The organism is Novosphingobium sp. TH158 (genome assembly GCF_002855555.1).
In the GTDB taxonomy this organism is placed as follows: Bacteria; Pseudomonadota; Alphaproteobacteria; order Sphingomonadales; family Sphingomonadaceae; genus Novosphingobium.
Window position 1 is genome coordinate 895,872 of record NZ_PKRT01000001.1, and the last position, 25,481, is coordinate 921,352.

The window sequence follows — 25,481 nt, forward strand, 5'->3', positions numbered from 1 at the left end:
GGCGTCAGCCGGCGAACAGCCCCGCATAGGCCTTGCGAAGCTCTGCCTTCTGCACCTTGCCCATGGCATTGCGCGGCAGGGCTTCGACCACGGCGATGTGCCGGGGCTGCTTGAACCGGGCGAGCTGGTCCTGAAGCCCGGCCACGATGGCCGCAGGGTCCACCTGCGCGCCCTTTTGCGGCACGATCACGGCCACCACGCCTTCGCCCAGATCGGGATGCGGCACGCCGATCACCGCGCTTTCCTCCACGCCGGGCAGCGCATCGATCGCTTCCTCGATCTCCTTGGGATAGATATTGAGACCGCCGGCGATGATCAGGTCCTTCGCCCGGCCGACCAGCGTGATGCGCCCATCAGGGGCCATCGTGGCGATGTCTCCGGTTACGAACCAGCCGCCTTCGCGGAATTCCTCGGCGGTCTTTTCCGGCTTTTTCCAGTAGCCTGAAAAGACGTTTGGCCCGCGCACTTCCAGCACGCCGGGCTCACCGCGCGCCACCTCGCGGTCCGCCTCGCGGATGCGCACGTCCTCGCCCGGCAAGGGATAGCCGACCGTACCGGCCAGCCGCTCGCCATCGTAGGGGTTGGACGTGATCATGCCCGTTTCGGTCATGCCATAGCGTTCCAGGATGCGGTGCCCGGTCCGCTCGGCAAAGCGATCGTGGACCTCGGCCAGCAGCGGCGCCGAGCCGGAGATGAACAGGCGCATCGTGGCGCAGGCATCAGGCGTCAGCTCCGGCTGCCCGAGCAGGCGAGTGTAATGCGTCGGCACGCCCATCATTACGCTGGCCTGCGCGAACTGGGCGATGACCTTTGCCGGATCGAAGCCCTTGTGGAACAGCACCGAAGCCCCGGCCAGCAAGGCACCATGCAGCGCGACGAACAGCCCGTGCACGTGATAGATCGGCAGCACGTGGATCAGCACGTCATCAGCCGACCAGCGCCACAGGTCGTGGAGTGTTTCGGCATTGGAAAGCAGGTTGCGGTGGCTCAGCATCGCGCCCTTGGATCGCCCGGTGGTGCCGGAGGTGTAAAGGATCGCCGCCAGGTCCTCACCGCTGCGCATGGCCAGTGGAACGCCTGTTTCCGGCAGGTCCGCCAGCAGCGATCCATCGCCGTTTTCGCCCAGTGTCACGACTTTCGCCCGACCGGCGAGGACAGCGACCGAGGCCTCGTCCGCCGGGCGGCAGACGACGATGGCCGGCTCTGCATCGCCAAGGAAGTATTCCAGCTCGCCCGCCGTGTAGGCCGTGTTGAGCGGCACATAGACCATGCCCAGCCGCTGCGCCGAAAGGTAAAGCAGCACGTTCTGCGCGCTCTTTTCCACCTGCACCACGATCCGCTCTCCCGGCGCGCCGCCAAGCGCCTGCAGCCGCGCCGCCAGCTGCGCCGTGCGCGGCTCGATCTCGGCAAAGGAGAGGACGGTGCGGCCATCCTCGATCAGGAGGGGCTTGTTGCCCAGCGTGGCAGCTACGGAGAGGAAGCGGGAGAGAAAATTACCATTCATACCTATTCCCTGACCCGATCGTCCCGTTTAGGCAAGCCGGGCTTGCATCCGGCGGCAACAGGGCCATGATTTGCGCGGCATGACAGGAGCTTAAGGTGCAGGAACTCATCCCGGTCTATCTCGAGCATGATGGCACCGTCCTGACCGGCCAGGCCGCCATGCCCAAGGGCCTTGGCCCCTTCCCGGCGGTCATGGTCATGCACAACGCGCTTGGCATCGGCCCGCACGTGCGCGAGGTCGCGGGCAGGCTCAGCGCGCTCGGCTATGTCGCCGTGGCAACCGACATGTACGGCGGCGGCGCACCGGCAAGCGAATTTGCCGCGAATACCGCCGCATTCGAGCGGATCACCGGCAATCCCGACCTGCTGCGCGACCGGGTCTGCGCCTGGTTCGAGCGGGTTTCCGGCATGGTGGAGGTCGTGCCCGACCGGGTGGCCGCGATCGGCTTCTGCTTTGGCGGAACCTGCGTGCTGGAACTGGCGCGCAGCGGAGCGCCGGCACGGGCGGTGGTAAGCTATCACGGCATCCTGACGAGCGACCGGCCCATGCGCGCAGCCGCGTTCCCCGGCGCTGTCCAGGCCTGGTGCGGCGCGCAGGATCCCTATGCCCCGCTTGACCATATCGAGGGCCTGCGCGCCGAGCTGGAGGCGGCAGGAGCGAACTATACCATCACCACCTTCGGCGATGCGGCACACGGCTTCACCGATCCTGCGGCAGACAGCATGGGCCGCCCCGGCATTGCCTATAACGCCATGGCCGAACGGATCAGCTGGGCGGGCACGGTTGCCATGCTGGACTCGGTGATGAAGGCCTGAGCGCCCGGTCTCAGCCCTTCGGCTGCTGGCGCACCTGCAAGGGGCGCTGGTAGCTCACATCGCTGCGGTCGCGCGCAACCGGCTTTTCTCCCGGCGGATAGGCATCGCCCTGCCCCATGGCGGAGGGCAGAAGCTCGTACTGGCCATCGACGATGCACACGCGGTTGCGGATGCGCCATTCCCCGCCGCGCTTCTCGAAGTGATCGACATAGCGCCCGGTGGCCATGAAATGCGGCGCCTGTGCTGCGTGGGCGGTGAAAATGTAATAGGTCTCGCAGTGCGCCTCGTCGCCGGCGAGTTCGCAGGTGTGGGTGCCGACGGTGTGCTGGCAGCTCTCGAAAGCGCGCGACACGCCATGGGCATAGGCAAGGAAACCCTGCGGCCCGCCGATGAAGTGATTGTGATCGTCGATCGCTTCGGGCCAGTAGCAGGAGAGGCCCAGCTCGACATCGCAGCGATCGAGCGAACGGGCATTGCGCTCTACCACCTGGCGGATGGCATCGCGGTCCAGCAAGTCGCGCAACCGGGATTCGAGGGCGCTGTCCATCGGCATCAGTCCTTGAGAAAATCGAGCACCATCGGCGCGATCAGCGGCCATCGTTCGAAACGGCCGCGGCGGTTGGCCGGGTCTATGGGAAAAGTGGAAACGTAATTCCACTCCTGATCGTCCCACGGCGGCTCGAACATCTGCGAATTAGGCAGCAGGCGCTGCACCCATTCGCTCGTCTCGCGGGTATGCGCCATGTCGCTGCGGCCGGAGCGGAACACCTGCACCGGCATGGTCAGCCGGGCGAAATCCCCCGGCGCCATGCCCGGCACGGGGGTCTCGTCCGAATAGGCGAAGGCCTTGCCCCATTTCTGCATGGTGGCGATGTATTTCCAAGGGTCCTGCGCCAGCAGCGTCTCGCGGATGCGCGGGTTGCGCGCGATCTGGTCGGCCCAGCTGGGCAGCGAGGCCACTGCCTCCATCCCGCCCTTGGAGGCCGCCGCGATCTGGTCGCCGCAGTAGAACCATGCCAGGCCCGCCAGCCCCACCGGGCCGCCGCTGATCCACCAGATGGAAATCCTGCGCACGTTCTGCGGCATCCGCGCCGCCGCCATCAGCGAGATGCGCGAGCCTGCCGATCCGCCCACCAGGGTCACGTCGCGCAGGCCCAGTTCGCGAACCAGCCCGACCAGCGCCTCGCAATTCATCACCGATTCGCTGGGCGCGGTGAAGGCAATGTCCGATGCGCCGCAGCCGGGCCGATCCCAGAGCAGCACGCGATAGCCGTTATTGGCAAAGATCCGGCCCAGTTCCGGCACGCCCGCCGTGTCGCGCGGATAGCGCCCGCCCGGCGTAAGCACCAGCGGCGGGTCCTGCTCCGGTCCGATCAGCTCGTAATCCAGCTCCAGCCCGTCAACCGCAATGCGCGCCATCAGACAGTCGTCTCCGAAAGGATCCGGCCGCCCTGCGCCCCGCCTTCGAAGCGGCCGAGGCCGTAATCCCCCTTGATCGTGGTGCGCTGCATCGTGCGGTCCAGCGCCGGATCATGGCCGGAAACCGAATGCAGCACGCGGGTGTTGTCCCAGATCAGCATGTCGGTAGGCGACCACTTGTGGTGGTAGGAAATATCCCGCGCCAGTTCGTTGATCGTCTGGCAGACCTCCTGAAGCAGGGCATCGCCCTCGGCGTTTTCCATCCCGGCAATGCCCTCGCACATCCAGGGGGAAACGTGCAGCACCTTCTCCCCGCTCTTGCGCGTCCACACCGCCGGGTGCAGCGCGCGGGGCATCCGCGCCACATCGTCGGCAAAGCCCGGCGGCGTGGGCTTTGAGCGCAGGACGCGGAAGTTCTCGGGCAGGCCGAAACGCATCGTCTCGTACTGGACGTTGAGCGTGTAGATCACCGTCTTGTCCTCGATCCGCGCCAGCAGGTCCTTCGGGAAGGCCTTGTACAGCGCGATGCCGTCGCAGAACCCGGTCAGGCCGCCCTCGGGCACGATCTGCGTGGCGCGCAGGACGCCGGCAAAGTTCAGCTCGTCGTTATAGGCGTGATCGAAATGCCAGGGCAGCCAGTGCGACAGCTGCTTGCCGCCAATGTCCACCAGCCCGCCCGAACCGCCGGGACTGTGGATCTTCACCACGCCCGGATAGGCATCGGCATCCACCCGGCTGAGGTTCTTCACCGGATGCTCCTTGAGCGGGCCGAACACGTTGCTCAGCGCGACCTGCATGGCATCGGACGGTTCCATGCCTTCGAACACGATGACGCCATGTTCGTGAAACAGGGCGTTGATCGCATCGCGCGTGGCGGCATCTTCGGTCGCCTCCTGGGTGACACCGGCGATACGGACCCCGAAGGGCAGACCTTCCTTGAGCGGCGAAACGGCAAGCTGGGGCATGGCAATCCTCTTCCTACGGTTACGGCGACCGTATCTCTCGGAACCGATAGTGCTACCGACATAATGAAACGGTCAAGTAGCATTGCTTGCAAGGACCGAAACGAGTTCCCGCACAGGCGATAGAATGCACGTTGCGACGCAATCGCGATTGCGCCACGGCCTCTGCGGTGCGAAAATGCCTCGCATTAACGCCGAAGAGGATTTTCACGATGGCTGACGCCGATCCGAATGAACTGGCAGCATCTGCCCGGAAGTACTGGTCTTCAGAAGGATACACCGCCGGCGGCGTGATCCGTGAAGTGGACTATGCCACCCAGTCGGGCGGGCTCGATCCGATGTTCGCGGGCATCAAGATCGTCGATTGCGATACCCACATCACCGAAGCCCCCGATCTTTTCACCAGCCGCGCCCCGGCCGCACTGAAGGACAAGGTGCCTTACGTGAAGCTCGATGCCGATGGCGTCGAACGCTGGTACGTGGGTGACCGCAACTTCGGTTCGCTGGGCGGAAACGTCATCCGCAAGGACAACAACAAGCTGCTCGGCCGCCTTGCCTTCCCGACGCTCGACCAGGCCCACCCCGGCGGCCACATCATCAAGGACCGCCTGCAGGCGATGGACGACATGGGCGTTCATGCCCAGATCGCCTTCCAGAACTCGGGCGTGACCCAGGCCGGCTCGCTGATGAGCCTGGGCGATCCCGAACTCGCGCTGACCATCGTCAAGATCTACAACGATGCTTCGGCCGAAATCCAGGAAGCGTCCGGCAACCGCATCTTCAACATGATCCACCTGCCCTTCTGGGACAAGATGGAGATGGAAGCCGAACTGAAGCGCTGCATCGACATGGGCCTGAAGGGCCTGGTCCTGCCCGATACGCCCGAACGCGTCGGCGTGCCCAGCTTCATGCACGATTACTGGACCCCGGTTCTCGAAACCTGCGAAGCCACCGGCACCCCGCTGAACTTCCACCTCAATTCGGCGGTCGATCCCAATACGCTCACCTGGGAAGGCTTCCAGTTCGAACAGACCCTGTCCGTCGTCGCCACGATGTTCTCGATCGGCAACGCGGCCACCCTGGGCAACTGGATGGTTTCCGGGCGGCTTGACCAGCACCCCAAGCTGAAGATCGGCCTGATCGAAAGCGGCATGGGCTGGGTGCCCTTCGCGGTCGAGGCGCTGGAGCACCAGTTCAACGAAATGCTGCCGCGCTTCTCCAAGACGCTGACGCGCCGCCCCTGGCAGTATTTCCGCGATCACTTCATGTGCAGCTTCTGGTTCGAAAGCGTCGGGCCGAAGCTGCTGCTGGAAACCATCGGCTTCGACAACGTCATGTTCGAAACCGACTTCCCGCACCCGACCTCGCTCTATCCGGGCGTGCAGGAGCATCTCAAGGACGTCTTCGCCGATCACGGCTACGACGTGGCCAAGAAGGTGCTGCAGGAAAACCCGAGCCGGTTCTACAACCTCGGCCTCTGAGCCAAGGGCTGATCCGAAACGAAGGGGCGGCGGGAGCGATCCTGCCGCCCTTTTCGTTTGCGCCCTTTCGGGGATGCCTGGGGGCCTGTCCTACATCGCACGGGCATGAGATAAGGCGGGCCTCGATCTGCGAGACAGCCGGATGCCTGAACTCGTTTTCGCCCCGCTCTGGTCTATTCCTGCCACGCGGCGGAGCAATGCGCGGCACGGGATTTTTATTTTTCCGCGCAAAACGAGCGCCGGAATCGGTCGCAAGGTCCGGCGAAATAACGGAAATTCGATGTTTGCGCGAGGTTTACACGGTGTCAACCTTGTCAACCTCGCGATGGCATCAGGCCACGCCGCGCACCGGCTCCTCGCCGTTGAGCGTGAAACGGTGGAGCTGGCGGCCGCTGTCTGCCGGATAGGGCATGGCGCGGTGCATGGTGCCGGTGTTGTCCCAGATCAGCAGGTCGCCCATCTGCCATTCGTGGCGATAGACGAAGCGGGGCTGCGTGGCATGGGCCATCAGCCGCTGGAGCAGGTCATGGCTCTCGGCCGGATGCATGCCGACAACGTGGCTGCCCGAGGTGGAAAGCACCAGGCTCTTGCGGCCGGTCTTGTGATGCCAAACCAGCGGGTGCTCGCGGTTGGGGTAGGAATGCCACAGGGCGAACTCCTCCACCGTGCAATCGGGCTTACCGGGGAACAGCGCGGCCTGCATGGTGTGCACGACCTTGAGCGTATCGAGCCAGGCCTTCTCGTCATCGGGCAGCGCTTCGTAGGTTGCGTAGTTGCTGGTGAACTCGGTCTGCCCGCCGGTTGCGGAAAGGACGCGCGGGGTCAGGATCGTGGCGAAGGGCGGCACTTCTTCGTAAGTGCCGTCCATGTGCCACAGCAGGCTGCCGAAGAAGAACTTGGCATAGTCCGGGTTCACCTTCTCGTCGAAGGTCACCTTCTGCAGGCCCTCCTCGCCCTCCTGCTTGACGGTGCCGAGTCGCAGATCGCCCATGGTGCGGGTGAAGGCGCGCTGCTCGTCATCGGTCAGGTGCAGGCCGCGCGCGATGATCACGCCGCGCTGCACCAGCAGTTCGCGGATTGCGGGCGAAAGCGCGCCGCTGATCAGCGCTTCGCGGTCAACGAATATCTCCGATCCGGTGTGTTCGGTCAGCGGTTCGGATTTGATCGTCATGGCATCCCTCGCCTTTGTTGTGTTTATCGACTAGGGTGTATTGTCACCCAGACCGTTTCAATAATCAAGCGTCACGCATGGAAAAGCCCAGGACTGCCACCTTCAAGAGACACCGCAGCCCGGGCCGCCCGACGCGCAAGCAGGCGGAGGCGCGCAACAACGAGCTGCTGGACAAGGCGCTCGACCTGTTCCTCGAAAACGGCTTCGAACGCACGACCATCGAGGCGATCACGGCCGCCGTCGGCATGGCGAAGCGCACGGTCTATGCGCGCTATGGCGACAAGGACACGCTGTTCCGCACCGCGCTGCAACGCGCCATCGACGAATGGATCGTACCGATCGAGCGCCTGCGCGAGGCCGAGGGTGAGGACTTCGAGGCGAGCCTGCTGGAAATCGGCCGCATCCTTGTCGGCAACATCCTCAGCCGCGAGGGCCTGCGCCTCATGCGGATCACCAATGCCGAATCGATCCGCATGCCGGAAATCGGCGAACATTCACTGCGCCGCGGCACCGGCCCGACGGTCGATTACCTCGCGGACCTGTTCCACCGCCGCCTGCCGACGCGGTTCGCCAGTCCGGCCGACGCCCGGACGAGCGCCTATGCCTTCGTCCACCTTGTTGCCGGCGGGCCGGCAAACATCGTCGCCTGGGGCGTGCAGCTCAGCGAGGACGAGGTGGAGCGCCAGACCCGCAACGCCGTGCGGCTGTTCCTCCACGGCATCCTGCACTGATCCTGTCGGAGAGCAGTCGGGCCAGAACGCAACCGGCCCGCCACGCATGGGGGTGCGTGACGGGCCGGAGTTCCTCCCCAGGAACGGATGCTTACCGTCCGGCAGCGCTGCCGAGGCGGTGGTAAAGGTTCGAGAACTTCACCGATTCCGGCTTGTCCTCGATGACCTTGAGGTAGTGCAGCACGGCCTCGCGGATCAGCTTGAAGTCCTCGTTGGAAAGGACGGCGCGGGCGCGGGAAGGTTCGGCCATGATACTGCTCCTTGGCTAGAAACTACTACAGGTTATGCAGCGAACTGGTTCATCGTGTTGTGAATTCCGCCGGCCTTGAGCGCAGCTTCACCGGCGAAGTATTCCTTGTGATCGTCACCGATGTCGCTGCCCGACATGTTCTGGTGCTTCACGCAAGCGATACCCTGGCGGATTTCCGCGCGCTGGACGTTCTTGACGTAGCCCAGCATCCCGGCCTCGCCGAAGTATTCCTTCGCCAGGTTGTCGGTGCTGAGCGCCGCCGTGTGATAGGTCGGCAGGGTGATGAGGTGGTGGAAGATCCCGGCGCGAGCCGCAGCGTCACGCTGGAAGGTGCGGATCTTTTCGTCGGCTTCGGCGGCCAGTTCGGTGCCGTCATAGTCCACGCTCATCAGCTTGGCGCGGTCATAGGCGGCAACGTCGCGGCCTTCTTCAACCCAGCGATCAAACACTTGCTGGCGGAAATTAAGAGTCCAGTTGAAGCTGGGCGAATTGTTGTAGACCAACTTGGCATTGGGCACGACTTCACGGATGCGATCGACCATGCCGGCAATCTGCTCGATGTGCGGCTTCTCGGTTTCGATCCACAGCAGGTCGGCACCGTGCTGAAGCGAAGTGATGCAATCGAGCACGCAGCGGTCCTCGCCCGTACCGGTGCGGAACTGGAACAGGTTGGACGGCAGGCGCTTGGGACGCATCAGCTTGCCATCGCGGGTGATGAGCACGTCGCCATGGCCGATCTCGGTCACTTCCTCGCAGTCGAGGAAGGCGTTGTACTGATCGCCGATGTCGCCCTTCTCACGGGTATAGGCGATCTGCTTGGTGAGACCGGCGCCCAGCGAGTCGGTGCGGGCGACGATCACGCCATCGTCAACGCCCAGTTCCATGAAGGCGTAACGGACAGCGCGGATCTTGGCGAGGAAGTCCTCATGCGGGACAGTAACCTTGCCATCCTGGTGGCCGCACTGCTTTTCGTCGGAAACCTGGTTCTCGATCTGGATGCAGCAGGCACCCGCTTCGATGAACTTCTTGGCGAGCAGGTAGGTCGCCTCGGCATTGCCGAAACCGGCGTCGATATCGGCAACGATCGGAACGACGTGCGTTTCGTAGTTATCGATCGCCTGCTGCAGGCGCTGCGCCTCAACCGCGTTGCCTTCTTCGCGGGCCTTGTCCAGATCGCGGAACATCATGCCCAGTTCGCGGGCGTCAGCCTGCTTCAGGAAGGTGTACAGTTCGGCGATCAGCGCCGGAACGCTGGTCTTTTCATGCATCGACTGGTCCGGCAGCGGACCGAATTCGCTGCGCAGCGCGGCAACCATCCAGCCCGAGAGATAAAGGTAGCGGCCCTTGGTGGTGCCGAAGTGCTTCTTGATCGAAATGAGCTTCTGCTGGCCGATGAAACCGTGCCAGCAGCCCAGCGACTGGGTATAGGCAGCCGGATCCGCATCATAGGCGGCCATGTCGCGGCGCATGATCTTGGCGGTGTAGCGCGCGATGTCGAGGCCGGTGTGGAAGCGGTTCTGCAGCCGCATGCGAGCGACGGATTCGGCCTCGATGCCGTCCCAGGTCTGGCGGAAGGGTTCGATGGCGCCGGCGGCTTCGGTAATCGACTGCTGGTAGGTCACGGTGGCGGTTCCCTTTGAAAGGCGGTATGGAATTGCTGCCCGGGATATGCCGCGATTGTGCACTGCGGAATGGTCCGCAGAGTCGGTTTGTCAATCTTTACAGATTTTCATTGTAAAGATGTGCAGACATGACAAGGTGTACAATATGAGCCAGTCAAAACCCCTCTACCTCGGCCCCCGCCTGCGCCGCCTGCGCCGCGAACTGGGCCTGACGCAGCAGACCATGGCTGACGATCTTGGCATCTCGGCGAGCTACGTCGCCCTGCTTGAGCGCAACTCCCGGCCGCTGACCGCCGAACTGCTGCTTCGCCTGGCCAAGACCTACCGCCTCGACGTTGCCGATCTCGCCGGAGAGGATGCGGAGGACTATGCGCGGCGGCTGACGGACATCCTGCGTGACCCCCTGTTTGCCGATATCGACCTGCCGGGGCTGGAAATCGCCGACCTTGCGACCAGCTTTCCCGGCGTGACCGAAGCCCTGCTGCGGCTTCACGGGGCCTATGCGCGCGAACAACTGGCGCTTGCCGCCCTGCGCGAGAACGGCGGCGATGACGAGGCGGGAGACCCGGTTGGCGAGGTTCGGCGCTTCATTGCCGCCAACCGCAACTTCTTCCCCAGCCTTGATGCACGGGCCGAGGAACTGGCAGGCGAGATTGCCGAAGCCGGCGGGTCGCAGGACTGGCTGAAGCGCAAGGGCGTGCGGCTGCGCTATGTCCCGGCGCACGTCCTCGTCGATGCCGTGCGCCGGTTTGACCGGCACAACCAGCAGGTGCTGATCGCCGATACCCTGCCCGGACCGAGCCGCAAGTTCCAGGTGGCCCTGCACATTGCCTACACCGCGATGCGCGAGGATATCGCCACGCTGCTGCGGCGCGAGACCTTTGCCAGCAAGACCGGCGAAGTGCTGACCCGGCGGGCGCTGGCGGGCTATGCTGCGGCGGCCCTGCGCATGCCTTACGAACGCTTCGCCAGGGCCGCACGGGAGCGTGCCTACGATGTCGAGGCGCTGGCCAACCTGTTCGGCGCCAGTTTCGAGCAGGTTGCCCACCGGCTCACCACGCTACATCGTCCGGGAGCGGAGGGCGTGCCGTTCTTCTTCATCCGTGTCGACCCGGCGGGCAATGTCTCCAAGCGTCTTGATGGCGCCGGGTTCCCCTTTGCCGCGCACGGCGGCGGCTGCCCCTTGTGGAACGTCCATTCCGCTTTCAGCGCACCATCACAAGTGCTGACCCAGTGGCTCGAACTGCCGGATGGACAGCGCTTCTTCGCTATTGCCCGCTCGGTGACGACAGGCGGCCATTCGTGGGGCGAACTTGAGGTGCAGCATGCCGTTGCGCTCGCCTGCGCGGCGGAACACGCGCCGCAGCTGGTATATGCCCGGGGAAGCGACCCGGCATCGACCCCGGCAACCCCGATCGGCGTGACCTGCCGCATCTGCCCGCGTGCCCAATGCACGGCCCGCGCGGCGCCGCCGATCGGGCGCGAGATCATTGCCGATGACCAGCGCCGGGCCCCTGCCCCTTACGTCTTCGTTGACGATTGAAGGCGCAGCTAGCCCTTCGGCCGCATGCCCTGCGCCATCGCCAGCAGGGCATCCCGGCGCGGCATGGCGGTCATGCGCTCGAACAGGGCGCGGTAGTGCGCGTTCGGGCAAAAGGTCGGGCCGTTGGACAGGTTGTCGAGCGCCAGTGCGGCACATTCGCGGGCCGGCTGGACATTCTGCATCAGCGCCGGATCGAAGCCCTGCTTGGCCGCCGCCTCGCTCTCGGTCGCCCCGGGGGTGAGCGTCAGCACATCCACCCCTGAACCCTGCAATTCGCCCCACAGACCTTCGCCAAGCGCAACGACCAGCGCCTTGGTCGCGGCATAGGCCGTGGAGAACGGCCCGCCCATCAGCCCCTCTACCGACGAGACGAGCAGCAGGCCGCCCCGCCCCTTCGCCTTGAGCCCGGGCAGGAAGCGGTGTGCCAGCTGCATCTGCGCGTGGCAGTTGACCATCAGCATCTCGGCCATGACGGAGCGGTCGACGCCCTCGAACCAGCCCTTCGCGCCGAACCCGGCATTGCTGACGACCAGGCCGACGTCCGTTCCCTCGCAGGCTGCAAAGAGGCGCTCCGCCGCATCCGGTTGGGCCAGGTCGCTCTCGACGACCTGCACTGCAATGCCGTGTTCCGCCTCAAGTCGCTGCTTCAGTGCGGCCAGACGGTCCATCCGCCGTGCCGCCAGGACAAGATCCATGCCGCGCGCTGCCAGTTCCTCGGCAAAGCCTGTACCGATGCCAGAGCTTGCGCCGGTGACGAGGGCCACGGGGCCGTAGCGGTCGCGAAAGGGGTTCATCGGGCGCAAGGCTAACCAAATCGTGCGGCGCTGGCTATCGAACCAGCGCCGCCCGGACGATTTGGCAGGCTATGCAGCGTGCGGATCAGCGCAGCGAGACGACGTTGTCCGAAACGCGCGGATCGCGCCGGTCACCGCGGTACTGGCTGGCCATCGGCTCGTCCGTGGTCTCGACCACGGCACCATGCCCGAAGCCGTTGAACTTCGTGCGCATGGCCGCGCCATAGGCGCCGAGCATGCCGATCTCGATCCAGTCACCCGGCTGGACATCGGCCGGAAGCGCGAAGGGCCCTTCCATATAGTCCATGTCGTCGCAGGTCGGGCCGAAGAAGGCGAAGTCCTCTGCCAGCTCTTCCGCGCTGTCGCGCAGCAGCTTGACCGGGAAGCGCCAGCCGATGTGCGCTGCATCGAACAGCGCGCCATAGGCGCCTTCGTTGATGTACAGCTCTTCCCCGCGGCGCTTCTCGACCTTGACGACAAGCGAGTTGTACTCGGCGCAAAGCGCGCGGCCGGGCTCGCACCACAGTTCCGACGAGTAGGACACCGGCAGCGATTCGAAGGCGCGATGGATGGCACCGAAGAAGTCTTCCAGCGGCGGCGGTTCCATGCCCGGGTAGATCGACGGGAAGCCGCCGCCCACGTCGATGATGTCGACCGTGACCGAGGCATCGACGATGGCGACGCGAACGCGCTCCATGGCCTGGACATAGGCAAAGGGCGTCATCGCCTGGCTGCCGACATGGAAGCACACGCCCAGCCAGTCCGCCACCTGGCGCGCAGCCTGGAGCAGCGGGGCGGCATCGGCGAGATCGACGCCGAACTTGGCCGCGAGGCTGAGCTTCGAGTGCTCCGACGATACGCGCAGGCGCACACAGAGGCGCAGGTCCTCGGCCGGCGAGCCGTCTTCCTTGGCCGTCGCGGCGACGATCTTCTCCAGTTCCTCGTGCGTGTCGAGGCTGAAGGTCTTCACGCCATGGTCGAAGTAGGCCTCGCGAATGGCAGAAGCGGTCTTCACCGGGTGCATGAAGCACAGCTCTGCCTCGGGCAGGGCGGCGCGGGCCATGCGGACCTCGGCAATCGAGGCGACGTCGTAATGGGTCACGCCGGCACCCCACAGGACCTTGAGCAGGTCCGGCGAGGGGTTGGCCTTCACCGCATAGAGCGAGCGGCCCGGGAACTTCTCGACAAAGAAGCGGGCGGCGCGCGCGGCGGCGTGCGGGCGATTGATGATAACGGGTTCGTCAGGCGCGAGCGCGCGAACTACAGCCGATGCGTCAGGATAGCTGTGCAACTCAAGGGACCCCCAATAGGCCTACCGGCCAGGTAACACGAAGACGAAGCTGCCTTGCGGTTATTGGAAGTCCCCTTGGGGCAGCGGGGGTGCGCTATACGCCGCTGGATATGAACTGCAAGTGAAAATCAGTTCGCCGGTTTACCCCTCTGTCAAAGGGTCTGAATCGCTTGCATTTCCGGGCGCTTAGCCGGGGTTTTCCGCTGCGATCAGAACTCCACTTTCGGAGGCAGGGCCACGGCACTTTCCGACTCGCCGATTCGCGGCATCTCTGCTGCCTGGAATCCGAAGGCAGAGGCGAAGAGCACCGCCGGGAAGCTCTCCCGCCCGGCGTTGTAGCGCGCAACCGCGGCATTGAGCGCACGGCGCGCGGCAGCCAGCTTGTCTTCCACATCGGCCAGTTCGCCCTGTAGCGACTGGAAGTTGGCGCTGGCCTTCAGGTCGGGATAGGCCTCCGCCAGGGCAATCAGCTTGCCAAGCGCCGCCCCCAGCCCTGCCTCTGCCGCCGGATCGATGCCCCCGCCCGCTTCGGCCCGGTTGCGCGCGGCGATCACCGCGTCGAAGGTTTCCTTCTCGTGCGCGGCATAGCCTTTTACCGAGGCGACGAGGTTGGGGATCAGGTCATGCCGCTGGCGTAGCTGGGCGTCGATGTCCGCCAGCCCCTGGTTCACCGTCTGGCGCATCCCGACAAGCCGGTTATAGATGGCGATCATCATCAGCGCGAGGATGACGACAGCGGCGATGACGATCATCAAGAACATGGCAAAGTCCCCCGAATTACAGCATGATGGCTATCACAGCCGCGCAAGGACGCAAGCCGCATGATCGTTCGACCCGACCCTGACAGCCTGATGGCCGGAGAGCTGGGCCAGTGGCTGGCCACCCAGGATGGCGATCGCGCCGCTGCCCGCGCCCGCGCCGCCGCGATCCAGAAATGGGCAATCATCGCCGCCTGCGTGGTTGCCGTGCTGATCGTTCTGTTCAACGGGCAGGTTTCGGCAGCGCTCCAGGGCGGGTTTTTCGTCGGTGCGGGCGGGTTCGGCATTGCCGAATATTCGAAGCGCAAGGTTACCAACACGATAAAGGGCGGCATTAACGGCGCCATCGCCCGTTCGCTCGGCATGGAATATGCGGTCGAGGTATCGCCGGGTGGCGAGTTCGACCTTGCCCGCAGCTTCGACATGCTGCCCGGGCATGACCGGGCGAGCTTCGAAGACCTGTGGCGCGGCACCCTGGGCCAGCAGGAATTCATGCTTTACCAGGCCAGGCTTGAGGAAAAGCGCAGTTCCGGCAAGTCCTCGCACTGGGTCACGGTATTCAACGGATCGCTGATGCAGATCGGTCTTACCCGGCGCTTCCACGGCGTGACGCTGATCGAGCGGGCCGGCCGGCGGCAAAGCTTCTTCGGCCTTCTGGGCGACAAGGACGAGATCGAGCTGGGCGGCGTGCAGCTTGCCCGCATCGACCTTGTCGATCCCCGTTTCCAGGACCTGTTCGCCGTCTGGTCCAACGATCCGGTCGAGGCGCGCTACCTTGTCCATCCCGAATATGTCGAGCGCCTGCTGGCCGTAGAGGCGGCCTTTGCCGGCGAGAAAGTCCGCGCGCTGTTCATCGAGGGGCGGATGCTGATCCTGCTGGAAAGCGGCAACCTGTTCGAAAGCGGCTCGCTTGAAGCCAATCATGACCGGATGCTGCTGGAACAGACCATCGACCAGTTCGGCACCCTTGCCGACCTTGCCGTGCAACTGAACGAGCGGCCGCGCTGAGGCTTGAGGTTGACAAGGTTGACACCGTGTAAACCTCGGCGTCAACCTCGCGAGCCCGCAGGAACGCTGGGGTTTCCGGCCCGATACGGCACCGGAACGCGCGGAAAATAAATAATTCCGGGCCAGGCGCGCACCGCTTCCCCGCTGGGCGTGAAGCGGGGGCAAGCAAGGCGGGGAAGCGAAGGAGGCCATGCCCCCTTCTCTCATTTCGCGGCGATGTAGGACAGCGCCGGACAGCGCAGCCCACTCCTGCTAGCTCAGCCGGTCGCGGAAGGTTTCCCAGCCGAAGCGCTTGATGCATTCGAGCTGGTCGGTTTCGCTGTCCCACAGCCAGATCGATGGCAGTGGCACGCCGTTGAAGGTCGTGGTCTTGACCATCGAATAGTGCGCCTGGTCAAGGAAGGCGAAGCGCGCGCCCGGCTCGCACGGCACGGGCAGGCGATAGTCGCCGATTACGTCACCGGCGAGGCAGGATGGACCGCCAAGGCGCACGGCCCCGCCCTGCCCCTCATCGACGATCTCCTCGTCGAGCGGCAGTTCGCCAAGCATGGCCGGGCGATAGGGCGCCTCGATCACGTCGGGCATGTGGCAGGTGGCGGAAATGTCGGTCACGGCCACGGGCATGCCGTTGAACTGGGTGTCGAGCACTTCGCCAACGAGGATCCCGGCATCGAGCGCCACCGCCTCGCCGGGCTCGATATAGACCTGCGCCCCGGTATCCTCGGCCATGTCCCTGAGGAAATCCACCAGCTCGTCGCGCTGGTAATCGGCGCGGGTGATATGATGCCCGCCGCCAAGGTTGATCCACGAAAACTCGCCGAAATGCGGCTCGAGGAAATCGAAGACCTTGTCCCAGGTGCGGGCAAGCGGTTCGAAATCCTGCTCGCACAGGGTGTGCATGTGCAGGCCGTCGATCATCGCGACATGCTCTGCCGTCAACTGGTCGATGGGAAAGCCAAGGCGCGAATGCGGAGCGCAGGGATCATAGCGCGGCACCTCGCCCTCGGGATGCAGGGGGTTGATCCGCAGGCCGATGTCGAAATGCTGACCCGCCGCCCGTGCCGCCTCGATGATCGGCTGGAAGCGCTCGATCTGGTTGGGCGAATTGAAGATCACGTGGTCCGAATGGCGCAGGATCTCGGGAAGGTCCTCGGCCTTGTAGGCGGCGCAATAGGTCGCAATCTCGCCATCGTAGAATTCGGAGGCGAGCCGGGCTTCCCACAGGCCCGACGTGCAGACGCCATCAAGGTATTCGCCCACGATCGGCGCGACCGACCACATCGAAAAGGCCTTGAGCGCAGCCAGCACCTTCGCGCCGGACCGCTCGCCGATATCGGCCAGCACGCGCAGGTTCTCACGCAGCTTCGCGGCGTCCACCACGAAAGCGGGGCTGTCGACGCGATTGAGGTCGAAGTGGGCAAAGGCACCCGGATCGCCTGCTCTGGTTTCCATATTAAAGGTCCGATCAGTTCACGCAGAGGCGCAGAGGAAGAAAGGGAGGCGCGGAGGAGTCATTCGGGTTTGTAATCATTCACGATTCTTCGAATGCAGTCTTTCATCGTCTCTTCGGAAAAATTGAGGAGCAGCCCTACAGACTGTTTCAGCAATCTGAGATAGGTTAACACCTGCTTGGCATGGGCCTTGGCTAACCGTTCGACCGCCTTGACCTCAATCACGAGCCGTTCCTCTACGAGGATGTCTACCTTGAACGCCGGATCGTAAGTCTCGCCGTCGAAGACGGCCTTCACTTGAACCTGCCGCTCAACCTTCAGGCCCCGCTTCCTCAAGCGCCCAGCAAGTACCGACTCGTAAACAGATTCGAACAATCCAGGTCCTAATTCCCTGTGAATCGAGATGGCCTCAGCAATGGCCGCGGCGCTGAGTTCATCAATAGCAAGCACAGCCCCTCTGCGCCTCCCTTTCTTCCTCTGCGCCTCTGCGTGAACGAATCCGGGCTTTGCGATCAGAACTCCACCGGCCCCGGCAGTTCCTTGACCTGCCACGGCAGGCCATGCTTGTTGAGCATGTCCATGAACGGATCGGGGTCCATCTGCTCCATGTTGAACACGCCCTCGCCCTGCCACGCACCGGTCAGCATCATGGCCGCGCCGATCATGGCGGGGACGCCGGTGGTGTAGGAGATCGCCTGGTTGCCGGTTTCGGCATAGGCGTCCTCATGGTCGCAGATGTTGTAGATGTAGAAGGTCTTTTCGCCCGACCCGTCGAGCGCCTCGCCGGTGGCGATGTCGCCGATGTTGGTCTTGCCCTTGGTCGTCGGGCCGAGCGTTTCGGGCTTCGGCAGCACGGCGGCGAGGAATTGCAGCGGCACGATCTGCTGGCCCTGGAACTCGATCGGCTCGATGCCGATCATGCCCACGTTCTTCAGCACGGTCAGGTGGTTGATATAGGCATCGCCGAAGGTCATCCAGAAACGCGCGCGTTCCAGTTCGGGCAGGAACTTCGCGAGGCTTTCCAGCTCTTCGTGGTACATCATGTACATGTTCTTCGGGCCGACCGCGTCGAAATCGAAGGCCACCTTCTTCGACAGCGGCGGGGTTTCGACGAACTGGCCGTTTTCCCAGTGGCGGGCATTGGCGGTGACTTCGCGGATGTTGATTTCCGGGTTGAAGTTCGTCGCAAAGGCCTGCCCGTGATCGCCGCCGTTGCAATCGAGGATGTCGAGCTGGCGGATGGTCTTCAGCTTGTGCTTCTTGAGCCACATGGCGAAGACGCTGGTGACGCCCGGATCGAAGCCCGATCCCAGCAGCGCCATGATGCCGCGCTCCTTGAAGCGGTCATGCAGGTCCCACTGCCACTTGTATTCGAACTTGGCGACGTCCTTGGGCTCGTAGTTCGCGGTGTCGAGGTAATCGACGCCGGCGTTCAGGCAGGCCTCCATGATGGTGAGGTCCTGGTAAGGCAGCGCAAGGTTGACCACCAGCTTCGGCCGGATCTGTTCGATCAGCGCGGTGAGCGCGGGCACATCTTCGGCATCGATGGCATAGGTGGCCACGTCCACGCCGCAGCGCGCCTTTACCGATTCGGCAATGGCGTCGCACTTGGCAAGCGTGCGGCTGGCGAGGTGGATCTCGCTGAAAATGTCCGGGTTGAAGGCCATCTTGTGCACACAGACCGAGCTGACGCCGCCTGCGCCGATCACCAGAACCTTGCTCAAAGCCCATCTCCTATTGGGGAAAGCGAAGGGCGGTCATATAGGCTGCTGGCATGACTTCTCAAGGACAACGCAAGCCCACGGCCGAAGGCGTTGCCCGCGCCGCTGCCAAGCTGGCCGGGTTCCTGCCCGAAACGCCGCTGCTTGAACTCGATATCCGCGGCACGACGGTGTGGTGCAAGGCGGAGTGCCTGCAGCCCATAGGCGCGTTCAAGATCAGGGGGGCGTGGCATCGCCTGTCCGACCTTTCGGATGAGGAAAAGGCGCGCGGCGTGGTCGGCGTGTCGAGCGGCAACCACGCGCAGGGCGTCGCATGGGCTGCGCGGCGGCTGGGCATCCGCGCGGCGATTGTCATGCCGGTCGATGCGCCGGCGGTGAAGCTTGCCAATACCCGCACGCTGGGTGCCGAAGTGGTGCTGTACGACCGGCCCGGCGGGGAAGACCGCGATACAGTTGCCGCGCGCCTTTGCGAGGAACGGGGCGCAACGCTGGTCCATGCCTTTGCCGATCCCTGGGTGATCGAGGGACAGGGCTCCACCGGGCTGGAGCTGGCTGCACAGATGGAGCGCCGCGGGATTGGCGCGCCGACGCGGATCGTCACCCCATGCGGTGGCGGCGGGCTTGCGGCGGGCCTTGCCCTCGCCTGCCCCGATGCCGCGATCGTGCCGGTAGAGCCCGAAGGCTGGGACGACGTGTGCCGCAGCCTTGCCGCGGGCGAGATCGTGCCGGTGGCCGATCCCGCGTTCCCCACGGCCTGCGATGCCTTGCAGACACCCGCCACCCGCCCGATCAACTTCGAAGTACTGAAGGCGCGCGTTCCCTTCGGGCTATCGGTCACCCCCGCCGAAGTGCGCGCGGCGCAGCGTCTGGCCTTCGCGCAGCTGCGGCTGGTCGTCGAGCCCGGCGGCGCGGCGGCGCTGGCAGCGGCGCTGGCGGGCAAGGTCAGCCTCGACGGGCGAACGGTGATCGTGCTTTCGGGTGGCAACACCGATGCCGCCGCCTTTGCCGAGGTGCTGGCGAGCGCAGATTAGTTGCAATTGACAATCGATTGACCGGGCCGCAGTCTCCCCCGCAGAAAACAGGGGAGAAACGCGATGCAGGCTCAGATGCTTGCCCCGGCCGCCGTGCTGGTGCTGTGGTCTATCGTCATGCTGTTCTGGATGGGGGGAACCCGCTTTCCGGCAATGGCGAAAGCAGGGATCGACCTGTCGAAGGGCAAACCCGGCGGGCGCGGCCAGAACCTTGAAGGCGTGCTGCCGGATGCGGTCAACTGGAAGGCGCACAACTATGCGCACCTGATGGAGCAACCGACGCTGTTCTATGCCTCGGTCGCGATCATCGCGATCCTTGGCGCAAGCCAGCACGATGTATGGTTCGCCTGGGCCTATGTCGGCTTCCGCATCATCCATTCGCTCTGGCAGGCAACGGTCAACCGCGTCCCGGTGCGCTTTGCGCTGTTCCTGCTTTCAACCCTGTGCCTGGTGGTGCTGGCGGTGGACGCGGTGAAGCTTTCGCTGTTCAGCGGATACTGAGGAGGGGATCATGCAGCATATCGGAATGGAAATCCTCAAGCCGGTGGCCGTGCTGGCCGGGTGGACCATGATCATGTGGATCTGGATGTATGCCACCCGCCTGCCGGCCATGACCGCCGCCAAGCTCAACCCCGATGACCTGGCCAAGAACCCGACCAATTCGCTCGACGATTACCTGCCCGCGCAGATCCAGTGGAAGGCGCACAATTACAACCACCTGCACGAAGCGCCGACCGTGTTCTACGCGGTTGCGCTCGCCCTGGCCCTGATCGGACAGGGTGATGGGCTGAACGCCACGCTGGGCTGGGCCTATGTGGCGCTGCGGGTGGCCCACTCGCTGGTGCAGGCAACGGTCAACAAGGTGCTGCTGCGCTTCTCGCTCTTCGCGCTATCCAGCCTGTGCCTGATGGCGCTGGTGCTGCACCTGCTGATCGCGCTGTTCCACTAATCGCGGACGAACAGGCTGGCCAGTTCCACATGGGTGGACCAGCGGAACTGGCCGACCGGGCGCACCTCTGCCAGCCGGTAGCCGGCATCGATGAGCAGCGCGCCATCGCGCGACCAGCTTGACGGATTGCAGCTGACATAGACCACGCGGCCCACGGTGCTGTCGGCCAGCCGCTCCACCTGTTCGCGCGCACCGGCACGCGGCGGATCGAGCACCACGGCATCGAACTTGCCAAGCTCATCGGCCAGCAGCGGGTTGCGGAACAGGTCGCGGTGCATGGCAAACAGCGGCAATTGCGCCCGCTCTGCCGCCATCTTGCAGGCCAGATGGGCATCGCGCGCGGCCTCTACCGCAAGCACGCGCGATCCCTGCCGCGCCAGCGCAAAGGCGAAAGTGCCAAGGCCCGAGAACAGGTCCGCGACATTCGCCGCGCCTTCCAGCCATTCGCAGGCCGCGCCAACCAGCGCCGCCTCGCCATCGAGCGTGGCCTGAAGGAAGGCCCCGGCCGGGAATGGCACGCTGATCCCGCCCAGCTTGACCGTCACCGGCTCAGGCTCCCAGACCGCTTCGGGTCCATAGCCCTGGTCCAGCACGATGCGGGCAAGGCCCTGTTCGCGCGCGAAATCGAGCAGCAGCTCGGTCGCCGCCAGACCGTTTGCCGACAGTCCCTTGATGCCAAGGTCAATGCCCTGTTCGGTCATGGCCAGTTCGATATCGGAGGCCATGCGCGCGTGCGAATGCTTGCCCTTCGCACCGCGGCGGCCTTGCCGCGGCACCTCCTGTTCCTGCCCCAACCGGATCAGCAGCTTGCGCAAGGGGGCGAGCAACGCGACGAACTGCGGCAGCATGACGGGGCATTCGGCCAGTTCGACCACGCGGTGCGATTTCGCCTCGCGAAAGCCCAGGACGACCCGCCCGCCCGAGCTTTCCGCCCGCAGCGAGGCGCGCCGGCGCGTGTGGGGCAGCGAAAGGTGCGGCGGCGCGAAATGTTCCGCGCCCAGTTCCTGGCTGCTGGAGGCGTTGGCCACCCGCGCCTCGACAAAATCGGCCAGCGAAGGCTCGTCCAGCTGCTGCAACTGGCAGCCGCCGCACTGGCCGAAATGGCGGCAGGGCGGCGTTGCATGATGCGGCCCCGGTTCGATGCGGCCATCGGCGTGCAACAGGTCGCCCGGTGCCGTCCCCCAGGCAAAGCGACCTGACGCGGTTAAGCCATCGCCCTTGGCGGCGATGCGCAGGATCACTTCGGCGGGTTCGTTTTCGGTCTGGCTCACAGGCAGGCCGCGTAGGCGCGGCGCACGGTTTGGGCAAGCTCTGCCGCCGAGAAAGCGGGGCCGCACAGGTGCGCTGCCTCGCCATGCAGCCACAGCCCTTCGCAAGCAGCGGCAAAGGCATCGGCCCCGTTGGCAAGGCGGCTGGCGATTGCCCCGGCCAGGACATCGCCCGTGCCGGCGGTCGAAAGCCAGGCAGAAGCGCGCGGGGCAAATGCCAGGCGACCATCGGGCGCGGCAATCACCGTATCCGGCCCCTTGGCGACCACGACCATGCCCGTTGCCGCTGCAAGCCTGCGCGCGCGATCGGGCTTTGCCCCCTCGCCCGCACAGTCGAACGTGCGTTCCATCGCGGCCAGCTCGCCTTCGTGCGGGGTGGCGATTGCCGGAGCTTGGCGTTCCGACAGATGGCGTTGCGAAAGCAGCACCAGCGCATCGGCATCGATCACGGCGGGCACCGGCGTCGCCAGCACCTCCACCAGCGCCTCGATCCCGCTCGCATGGCGGCCAAGGCCCGGGCCGACCAGCAAGGCGGACCAGCGCTTGTCTGCCAGCGCCTCTGGCAAGGCGCGGGCATCGCCGACGATATCGCGCGGCAGTTGGGCAGTGCCGCCCCCCAGAAGTTTCACATAACCCGCGCCGGCACCCTGCGCCGCCTGCGCCGCCAGCAGCGCAGCCCCCGGCATTTCGCCGCCGACCACGCCCAACAGGCCCCGTCGATACTTGTGCGCGTCTGCCGCCGGAGCGCAAAGGCGCGGCTGCCTCACCAGAATTGCCGCACCTGGCACTGGCGCAACCCCGATCCCGACGAGGCGCATTGCCCCCATCATGGCGCAGGCCGGCATCAGGAAGTGCGCCTGCTTCCATGCCCCCAGCGCGATGGTCAGGTGATAATCGGGCAGGCCTGCGTTCAGAGCCGCGCCGCTGTCGCTCTCGACGCCCGAAGGCACGTCGATGGCGATGCGCATGGCATGGTCGCGGGAAAGGCGGGAAAGCAGGCCAAGGTGCTCCTCGACCAGGGGCCGGGCGAGCCCGCTGCCGAACAGGCAATCGACCAGCACCTCGCCCTTTACCGCGGCATCCGGCCCCAGCACTTCCCCGCGATAGAGCGACCGCGCATTGCGCGCGGCATCGGTGCGCGGCTCGGTCGCGGCAATGACCGTCACCGTGCCGCCACGCTCGCCGATCGCCTCGGCAATCACATAGCCATCGCCGCCGTTGTTGCCGGGGCCGCACAGCACGGTGACCGAACGCGTGCTGCCGGCCATGCGCCAGACCCATTCCGCCGCGCCGCGTCCGGCGATCTGCATCAGGGCATCGACGCTCGATCCCGCGCGGATCAGCGCTTCCTCGGCGGCGCGCATCTGCGCAACCGTCAGGACCTGGTCAGGCGCCGCTGGCATTGGCCTCTGGCGCGGCAGGGAAGCGATAGCGATCGCTTTCCACCCGCACTTCCAGTTCGCCGCCCACCCGCTCGGCGCGCACTTCCTTGTCGCCATCGGCCGTGGCGATGCGGGTGCCGCCCTCGATCAGCACGAAACGGCGAAAGCCGCCGTCCGGGTGGCGGATGATCCACACTTCGCCCAGGTCCTCGCGCGCAATCTCGCGCGTGCAGGTGCGGCCAAAGGTTTTCGCGCCCGCCAGCGCGCAGCCCACCGAATTGTCCTCGGCAACTGCCGCTTCCGCCTCGCCCGAGGCAGCGGCTGCGGCAGTGCCATCGCCGCCTGCCGAACAGGCGGCCAGCAGCACGACCGGCAGGAGGCAGGCGATACGCATCACCTGCCTACCAATCACCCCTTGGCGGGCTTCGTCAACTGCGAAACATCGCGCACCGCCCCGCGCGCCGCGCTGGTGGTGAGCGCGGCATAGGCCTGCAGCGCGGTGGAAACCTTGCGCGGACGATCCTTCGCCGGCTTCCAGCCCTTGGCATCCTGGGCCGCCCGGCGCGCTTCCAGCACTTCGTCCGACACCACAAGGTTGATCGTGCGGTTCGGAATGTCGATCTCGATCAGGTCCCCCTGCTCGACCAGCCCGATCGCCCCGCCTTCCGCCGCTTCGGGAGAGGCATGGCCGATCGACAGGCCCGAAGTGCCGCCCGAAAAGCGTCCGTCGGTGATCAGCGCGCAGGCCGCACCCAGGCCCTTCGACTTGAGGTAGCTGGTGGGGTAGAGCATTTCCTGCATGCCCGGGCCGCCCTTCGGCCCTTCATAGCGGATGACGACGACATCGCCCGTCTTGACCTGTCCGGTCAGGATGCCGGTCACCGCCGCGTCCTGGCTTTCGAACACGACTGCCGGGCCGGTGAACTTCAGGATCTTTTCATCGACGCCCGCCGTCTTCACGATGCAGCCGTCGCGCGCGATATTGCCAAACAGCACGGCCAGCCCGCCATCCTTGCTGAAGGCATGTTCGGCCGAGCGGATCACGCCGGTTTCGCGATCGGTATCGAGGCTTTCCCAGCGACGGTCCTGGCTGAAGGCGACCTGCGTGGGCACGCCGCCCGGCGCGGCGCGGAAGAATTCGCCGACCTGCGCATCATCGCTGCGGCCGATGTCCCACTTCGCCAGCGCATCGCCCAGGGTCGGGCTGTGGACCGTCGGCAGGTCGGCGTGGATCAGGCCGGCACGTTCCAGCTCGCCCAGGATCGACATGATGCCGCCAGCCCGGTGAACGTCTTCCATGTGCACGTCCGCCTTGGCCGGGGCGACCTTGGACAGGCAGGGAACCCGGCGCGAAAGGCGGTCGATGTCGGCCATGGTGAAATCCACCCCGGCTTCATGCGCGGCGGCAAGCAGGTGGAGCACGGTGTTGGTCGAACCGCCCATCGCAATATCGAGGCTCATGGCGTTCTCGAACGCCTTGAAGCTGGCGATGGAGCGCGGCAGCACGCTTTCATCTTCCTGTTCGTAATAGCGGCGGCACAGTTCCACGGCGAGGCGGCCGGCGCGCAGGAACAGCTCCTTGCGGTCGGCGTGGGTCGCCAGCACCGAACCGTTGCCGGGCAGCGACAGGCCCAGCGCCTCGGTAAGGCAGTTCATCGAATTGGCCGTGAACATGCCCGAGCACGATCCGCAGGTGGGGCAGGCAGACCGTTCGATGGTCTTCACTTCCTCGTCGCTGTAGGATTCGTCGGCTGCCGCAACCATGGCATCGACCAGGTCGAGCGCCACTTCCTTGCCGCGCAGCACCACCTTGCCGGCTTCCATCGGGCCGCCGGAAACGAAGACCACGGGGATGTTGATGCGCATCGCCGCCATCAGCATGCCGGGGGTGATCTTGTCGCAGTTGGAGATACAGACCATGGCATCAGCGCAGTGCGCGTTGACCATGTATTCCACGCTGTCGGCGATCAGGTCGCGGCTGGGCAGCGAATAGAGCATGCCGTCATGCCCCATGGCGATGCCGTCATCCACCGCGATGGTGTTGAATTCCTTGGCGACGCCGCCCGCCGCCTCGATCTCGCGGGCGACCATCTGGCCCAGGTCCTTCAGGTGGACGTGGCCGGGCACGAACTGCGTGAAGCTGTTCACCACCGCGATGATCGGCTTGCCGAAGTCCGAATCCTTCATCCCCGTGGCGCGCCACAGGCCGCGGGCGCCGGCCATGTTGCGGCCGTGGGTAGAGGTGCGGGAACGGTAAGCAGGCATGGAAGCGACTTTCTGTTATCTAACTGACATGGCTGAAAGCACGCGCTCCCTAACCCAGCGCGGGC

25 protein-coding genes are annotated in these 25,481 nt (G+C 65.2%); 8 read left to right on the plus strand and 17 right to left on the minus strand.

Annotated features, from left to right (window positions below; translation table 11 throughout):
• Window positions 1-4: 4 nt before the first annotated feature.
• On the minus strand, window positions 5-1,504 hold the full coding sequence (locus tag C0V78_RS04435) for an AMP-binding protein (protein WP_101796613.1): 1,500 nt from the start codon (window positions 1,502-1,504) through the stop codon (window positions 5-7).
• A 95-nt stretch (window positions 1,505-1,599) separates the two neighbouring features.
• Between C0V78_RS04435 and C0V78_RS04440 the strand changes: the two genes are divergently transcribed.
• Window positions 1,600-2,319 carry a dienelactone hydrolase family protein gene (locus tag C0V78_RS04440; protein ID WP_101796614.1) on the plus strand — a complete coding sequence of 240 codons (720 nt, stop codon included), beginning with the start codon at window positions 1,600-1,602 and terminating at the stop codon, window positions 2,317-2,319.
• Between the two features lie 10 nt (window positions 2,320-2,329).
• On the opposite strand, the gene C0V78_RS04445 is transcribed toward C0V78_RS04440, so the two are convergent.
• From C0V78_RS04445 to C0V78_RS04455, 3 genes are read right to left on the minus strand one after another with little or no spacing between them, the layout of a single operon-like run.
• Window positions 2,330-2,866, minus strand: coding sequence for a nuclear transport factor 2 family protein (locus C0V78_RS04445; protein WP_158241462.1), 537 nt, complete (start codon window positions 2,864-2,866; stop codon window positions 2,330-2,332).
• A gap of 5 nt (window positions 2,867-2,871) precedes the next feature.
• Window positions 2,872-3,738 (minus strand): alpha/beta fold hydrolase, encoded by an 867-nt coding sequence (locus C0V78_RS04450; RefSeq protein WP_101796616.1) that lies wholly within the window; start codon window positions 3,736-3,738, stop codon window positions 2,872-2,874.
• Window positions 3,738-4,703: a TauD/TfdA family dioxygenase gene (locus C0V78_RS04455; RefSeq protein WP_101796617.1), complete on the minus strand. Its 966-nt coding sequence runs from the start codon at window positions 4,701-4,703 to the stop codon at window positions 3,738-3,740. The genes C0V78_RS04450 and C0V78_RS04455 overlap by 1 nt, the downstream gene beginning before the upstream one ends.
• Before the next feature lie 209 nt (window positions 4,704-4,912).
• Here C0V78_RS04455 and C0V78_RS04460 point away from each other — a divergent pair, with 209 nt between their 5' ends.
• Window positions 4,913-6,181: an amidohydrolase family protein gene (locus C0V78_RS04460; protein WP_101796618.1), complete on the plus strand. Its 1,269-nt coding sequence runs from the start codon at window positions 4,913-4,915 to the stop codon at window positions 6,179-6,181.
• A 331-nt stretch (window positions 6,182-6,512) separates the two neighbouring features.
• On the opposite strand, the gene C0V78_RS04465 is transcribed toward C0V78_RS04460, so the two are convergent.
• Window positions 6,513-7,352 carry a TauD/TfdA family dioxygenase gene (locus C0V78_RS04465; protein WP_101796619.1) on the minus strand — a complete coding sequence of 280 codons (840 nt, stop codon included), beginning with the start codon at window positions 7,350-7,352 and terminating at the stop codon, window positions 6,513-6,515.
• 77 nt (window positions 7,353-7,429) lie between these two features.
• Between C0V78_RS04465 and C0V78_RS04470 the strand changes: the two genes are divergently transcribed.
• Complete coding sequence (locus C0V78_RS04470; RefSeq protein ID WP_101796620.1) at window positions 7,430-8,083, plus strand: TetR/AcrR family transcriptional regulator; 654 nt, start codon at window positions 7,430-7,432, stop codon at window positions 8,081-8,083.
• 91 nt (window positions 8,084-8,174) lie between these two features.
• Here the strand turns inward: C0V78_RS04470 and C0V78_RS15005 are convergent, their stop codons facing one another.
• Complete coding sequence (locus C0V78_RS15005; RefSeq protein ID WP_173843334.1) at window positions 8,175-8,333, minus strand: hypothetical protein; 159 nt, start codon at window positions 8,331-8,333, stop codon at window positions 8,175-8,177.
• Window positions 8,334-8,365: 32 nt separating this feature from the next.
• Complete coding sequence (locus C0V78_RS04475; protein WP_101796621.1) at window positions 8,366-9,955, minus strand: isocitrate lyase; 1,590 nt, start codon at window positions 9,953-9,955, stop codon at window positions 8,366-8,368.
• Between the two features lie 145 nt (window positions 9,956-10,100).
• Between C0V78_RS04475 and C0V78_RS04480 the strand changes: the two genes are divergently transcribed.
• Window positions 10,101-11,498, plus strand: a complete 1,398-nt coding sequence (locus C0V78_RS04480; RefSeq protein WP_101796622.1) for a short-chain fatty acyl-CoA regulator family protein — start codon at window positions 10,101-10,103, stop codon at window positions 11,496-11,498.
• 8 nt (window positions 11,499-11,506) lie between these two features.
• Here the strand turns inward: C0V78_RS04480 and C0V78_RS04485 are convergent, their stop codons facing one another.
• From C0V78_RS04485 to C0V78_RS04495, 3 genes are all read right to left on the minus strand, one after another.
• A complete protein-coding gene (locus tag C0V78_RS04485; protein WP_101796623.1) occupies window positions 11,507-12,292 on the minus strand; it encodes an SDR family oxidoreductase in 786 nt (261 codons plus the stop codon).
• A gap of 85 nt (window positions 12,293-12,377) precedes the next feature.
• Complete coding sequence (locus C0V78_RS04490; RefSeq protein WP_101796624.1) at window positions 12,378-13,583, minus strand: type III PLP-dependent enzyme; 1,206 nt, start codon at window positions 13,581-13,583, stop codon at window positions 12,378-12,380.
• A gap of 209 nt (window positions 13,584-13,792) precedes the next feature.
• The gene (locus C0V78_RS04495) at window positions 13,793-14,344 is read right to left on the minus strand and encodes a LemA family protein (protein WP_101796625.1); all 552 of its coding nucleotides are present in this window, start codon (window positions 14,342-14,344) and stop codon (window positions 13,793-13,795) included.
• A 60-nt stretch (window positions 14,345-14,404) separates the two neighbouring features.
• Here C0V78_RS04495 and C0V78_RS04500 point away from each other — a divergent pair, with 60 nt between their 5' ends.
• Entirely contained in the window at window positions 14,405-15,349 is a 945-nt protein-coding gene (locus C0V78_RS04500) for a DUF3137 domain-containing protein (protein ID WP_101796626.1), read from the plus strand.
• Window positions 15,350-15,601: 252 nt separating this feature from the next.
• On the opposite strand, the gene C0V78_RS04505 is transcribed toward C0V78_RS04500, so the two are convergent.
• From C0V78_RS04505 to C0V78_RS04515, 3 genes are all read right to left on the minus strand, one after another.
• Entirely contained in the window at window positions 15,602-16,801 is a 1,200-nt protein-coding gene (locus tag C0V78_RS04505) for a carboxynorspermidine decarboxylase (protein WP_101796627.1), read from the minus strand.
• Between the two features lie 59 nt (window positions 16,802-16,860).
• Window positions 16,861-17,250, minus strand: coding sequence for a GxxExxY protein (locus C0V78_RS04510; protein WP_101796628.1), 390 nt, complete (start codon window positions 17,248-17,250; stop codon window positions 16,861-16,863).
• A 62-nt stretch (window positions 17,251-17,312) separates the two neighbouring features.
• Window positions 17,313-18,524 carry a saccharopine dehydrogenase family protein gene (locus C0V78_RS04515; protein WP_101796629.1) on the minus strand — a complete coding sequence of 404 codons (1,212 nt, stop codon included), beginning with the start codon at window positions 18,522-18,524 and terminating at the stop codon, window positions 17,313-17,315.
• 50 nt (window positions 18,525-18,574) lie between these two features.
• Between C0V78_RS04515 and C0V78_RS04520 the strand changes: the two genes are divergently transcribed.
• The 3 genes from C0V78_RS04520 to C0V78_RS04530 all read left to right on the plus strand — a co-directional run bounded on the left by C0V78_RS04520 (window position 18,575) and on the right by C0V78_RS04530 (window position 20,501).
• On the plus strand, window positions 18,575-19,552 hold the full coding sequence (locus tag C0V78_RS04520; RefSeq protein WP_101796630.1) for a threonine/serine dehydratase: 978 nt from the start codon (window positions 18,575-18,577) through the stop codon (window positions 19,550-19,552).
• A 63-nt stretch (window positions 19,553-19,615) separates the two neighbouring features.
• Window positions 19,616-20,053 (plus strand): MAPEG family protein, encoded by a 438-nt coding sequence (locus C0V78_RS04525; RefSeq protein ID WP_101796631.1) that lies wholly within the window; start codon window positions 19,616-19,618, stop codon window positions 20,051-20,053.
• 10 nt (window positions 20,054-20,063) lie between these two features.
• Window positions 20,064-20,501 (plus strand): MAPEG family protein, encoded by a 438-nt coding sequence (locus C0V78_RS04530; RefSeq protein WP_254049818.1) that lies wholly within the window; start codon window positions 20,064-20,066, stop codon window positions 20,499-20,501.
• Here C0V78_RS04530 and C0V78_RS14850 read toward each other — a convergent pair.
• The 4 genes from C0V78_RS14850 to ilvD are packed head-to-tail and all read right to left on the minus strand — an operon-like array spanning window position 20,498 to window position 25,416.
• Entirely contained in the window at window positions 20,498-21,772 is a 1,275-nt protein-coding gene (locus tag C0V78_RS14850; RefSeq protein WP_101796632.1) for a class I SAM-dependent RNA methyltransferase, read from the minus strand. The genes C0V78_RS04530 and C0V78_RS14850 overlap by 4 nt on opposite strands.
• On the minus strand, window positions 21,769-23,172 hold the full coding sequence (locus tag C0V78_RS04540) for an NAD(P)H-hydrate dehydratase (RefSeq protein ID WP_101796633.1): 1,404 nt from the start codon (window positions 23,170-23,172) through the stop codon (window positions 21,769-21,771). The genes C0V78_RS14850 and C0V78_RS04540 overlap by 4 nt, the downstream gene beginning before the upstream one ends.
• Window positions 23,156-23,545 (minus strand): hypothetical protein, encoded by a 390-nt coding sequence (locus C0V78_RS04545; protein WP_101796634.1) that lies wholly within the window; start codon window positions 23,543-23,545, stop codon window positions 23,156-23,158. The genes C0V78_RS04540 and C0V78_RS04545 overlap by 17 nt, the downstream gene beginning before the upstream one ends.
• A 14-nt stretch (window positions 23,546-23,559) precedes the next feature.
• The gene (ilvD, locus tag C0V78_RS04550) at window positions 23,560-25,416 is read right to left on the minus strand and encodes a dihydroxy-acid dehydratase (RefSeq protein ID WP_101796635.1); all 1,857 of its coding nucleotides are present in this window, start codon (window positions 25,414-25,416) and stop codon (window positions 23,560-23,562) included.
• Between the last annotated feature and the right edge of the window lie 65 nt (window positions 25,417-25,481).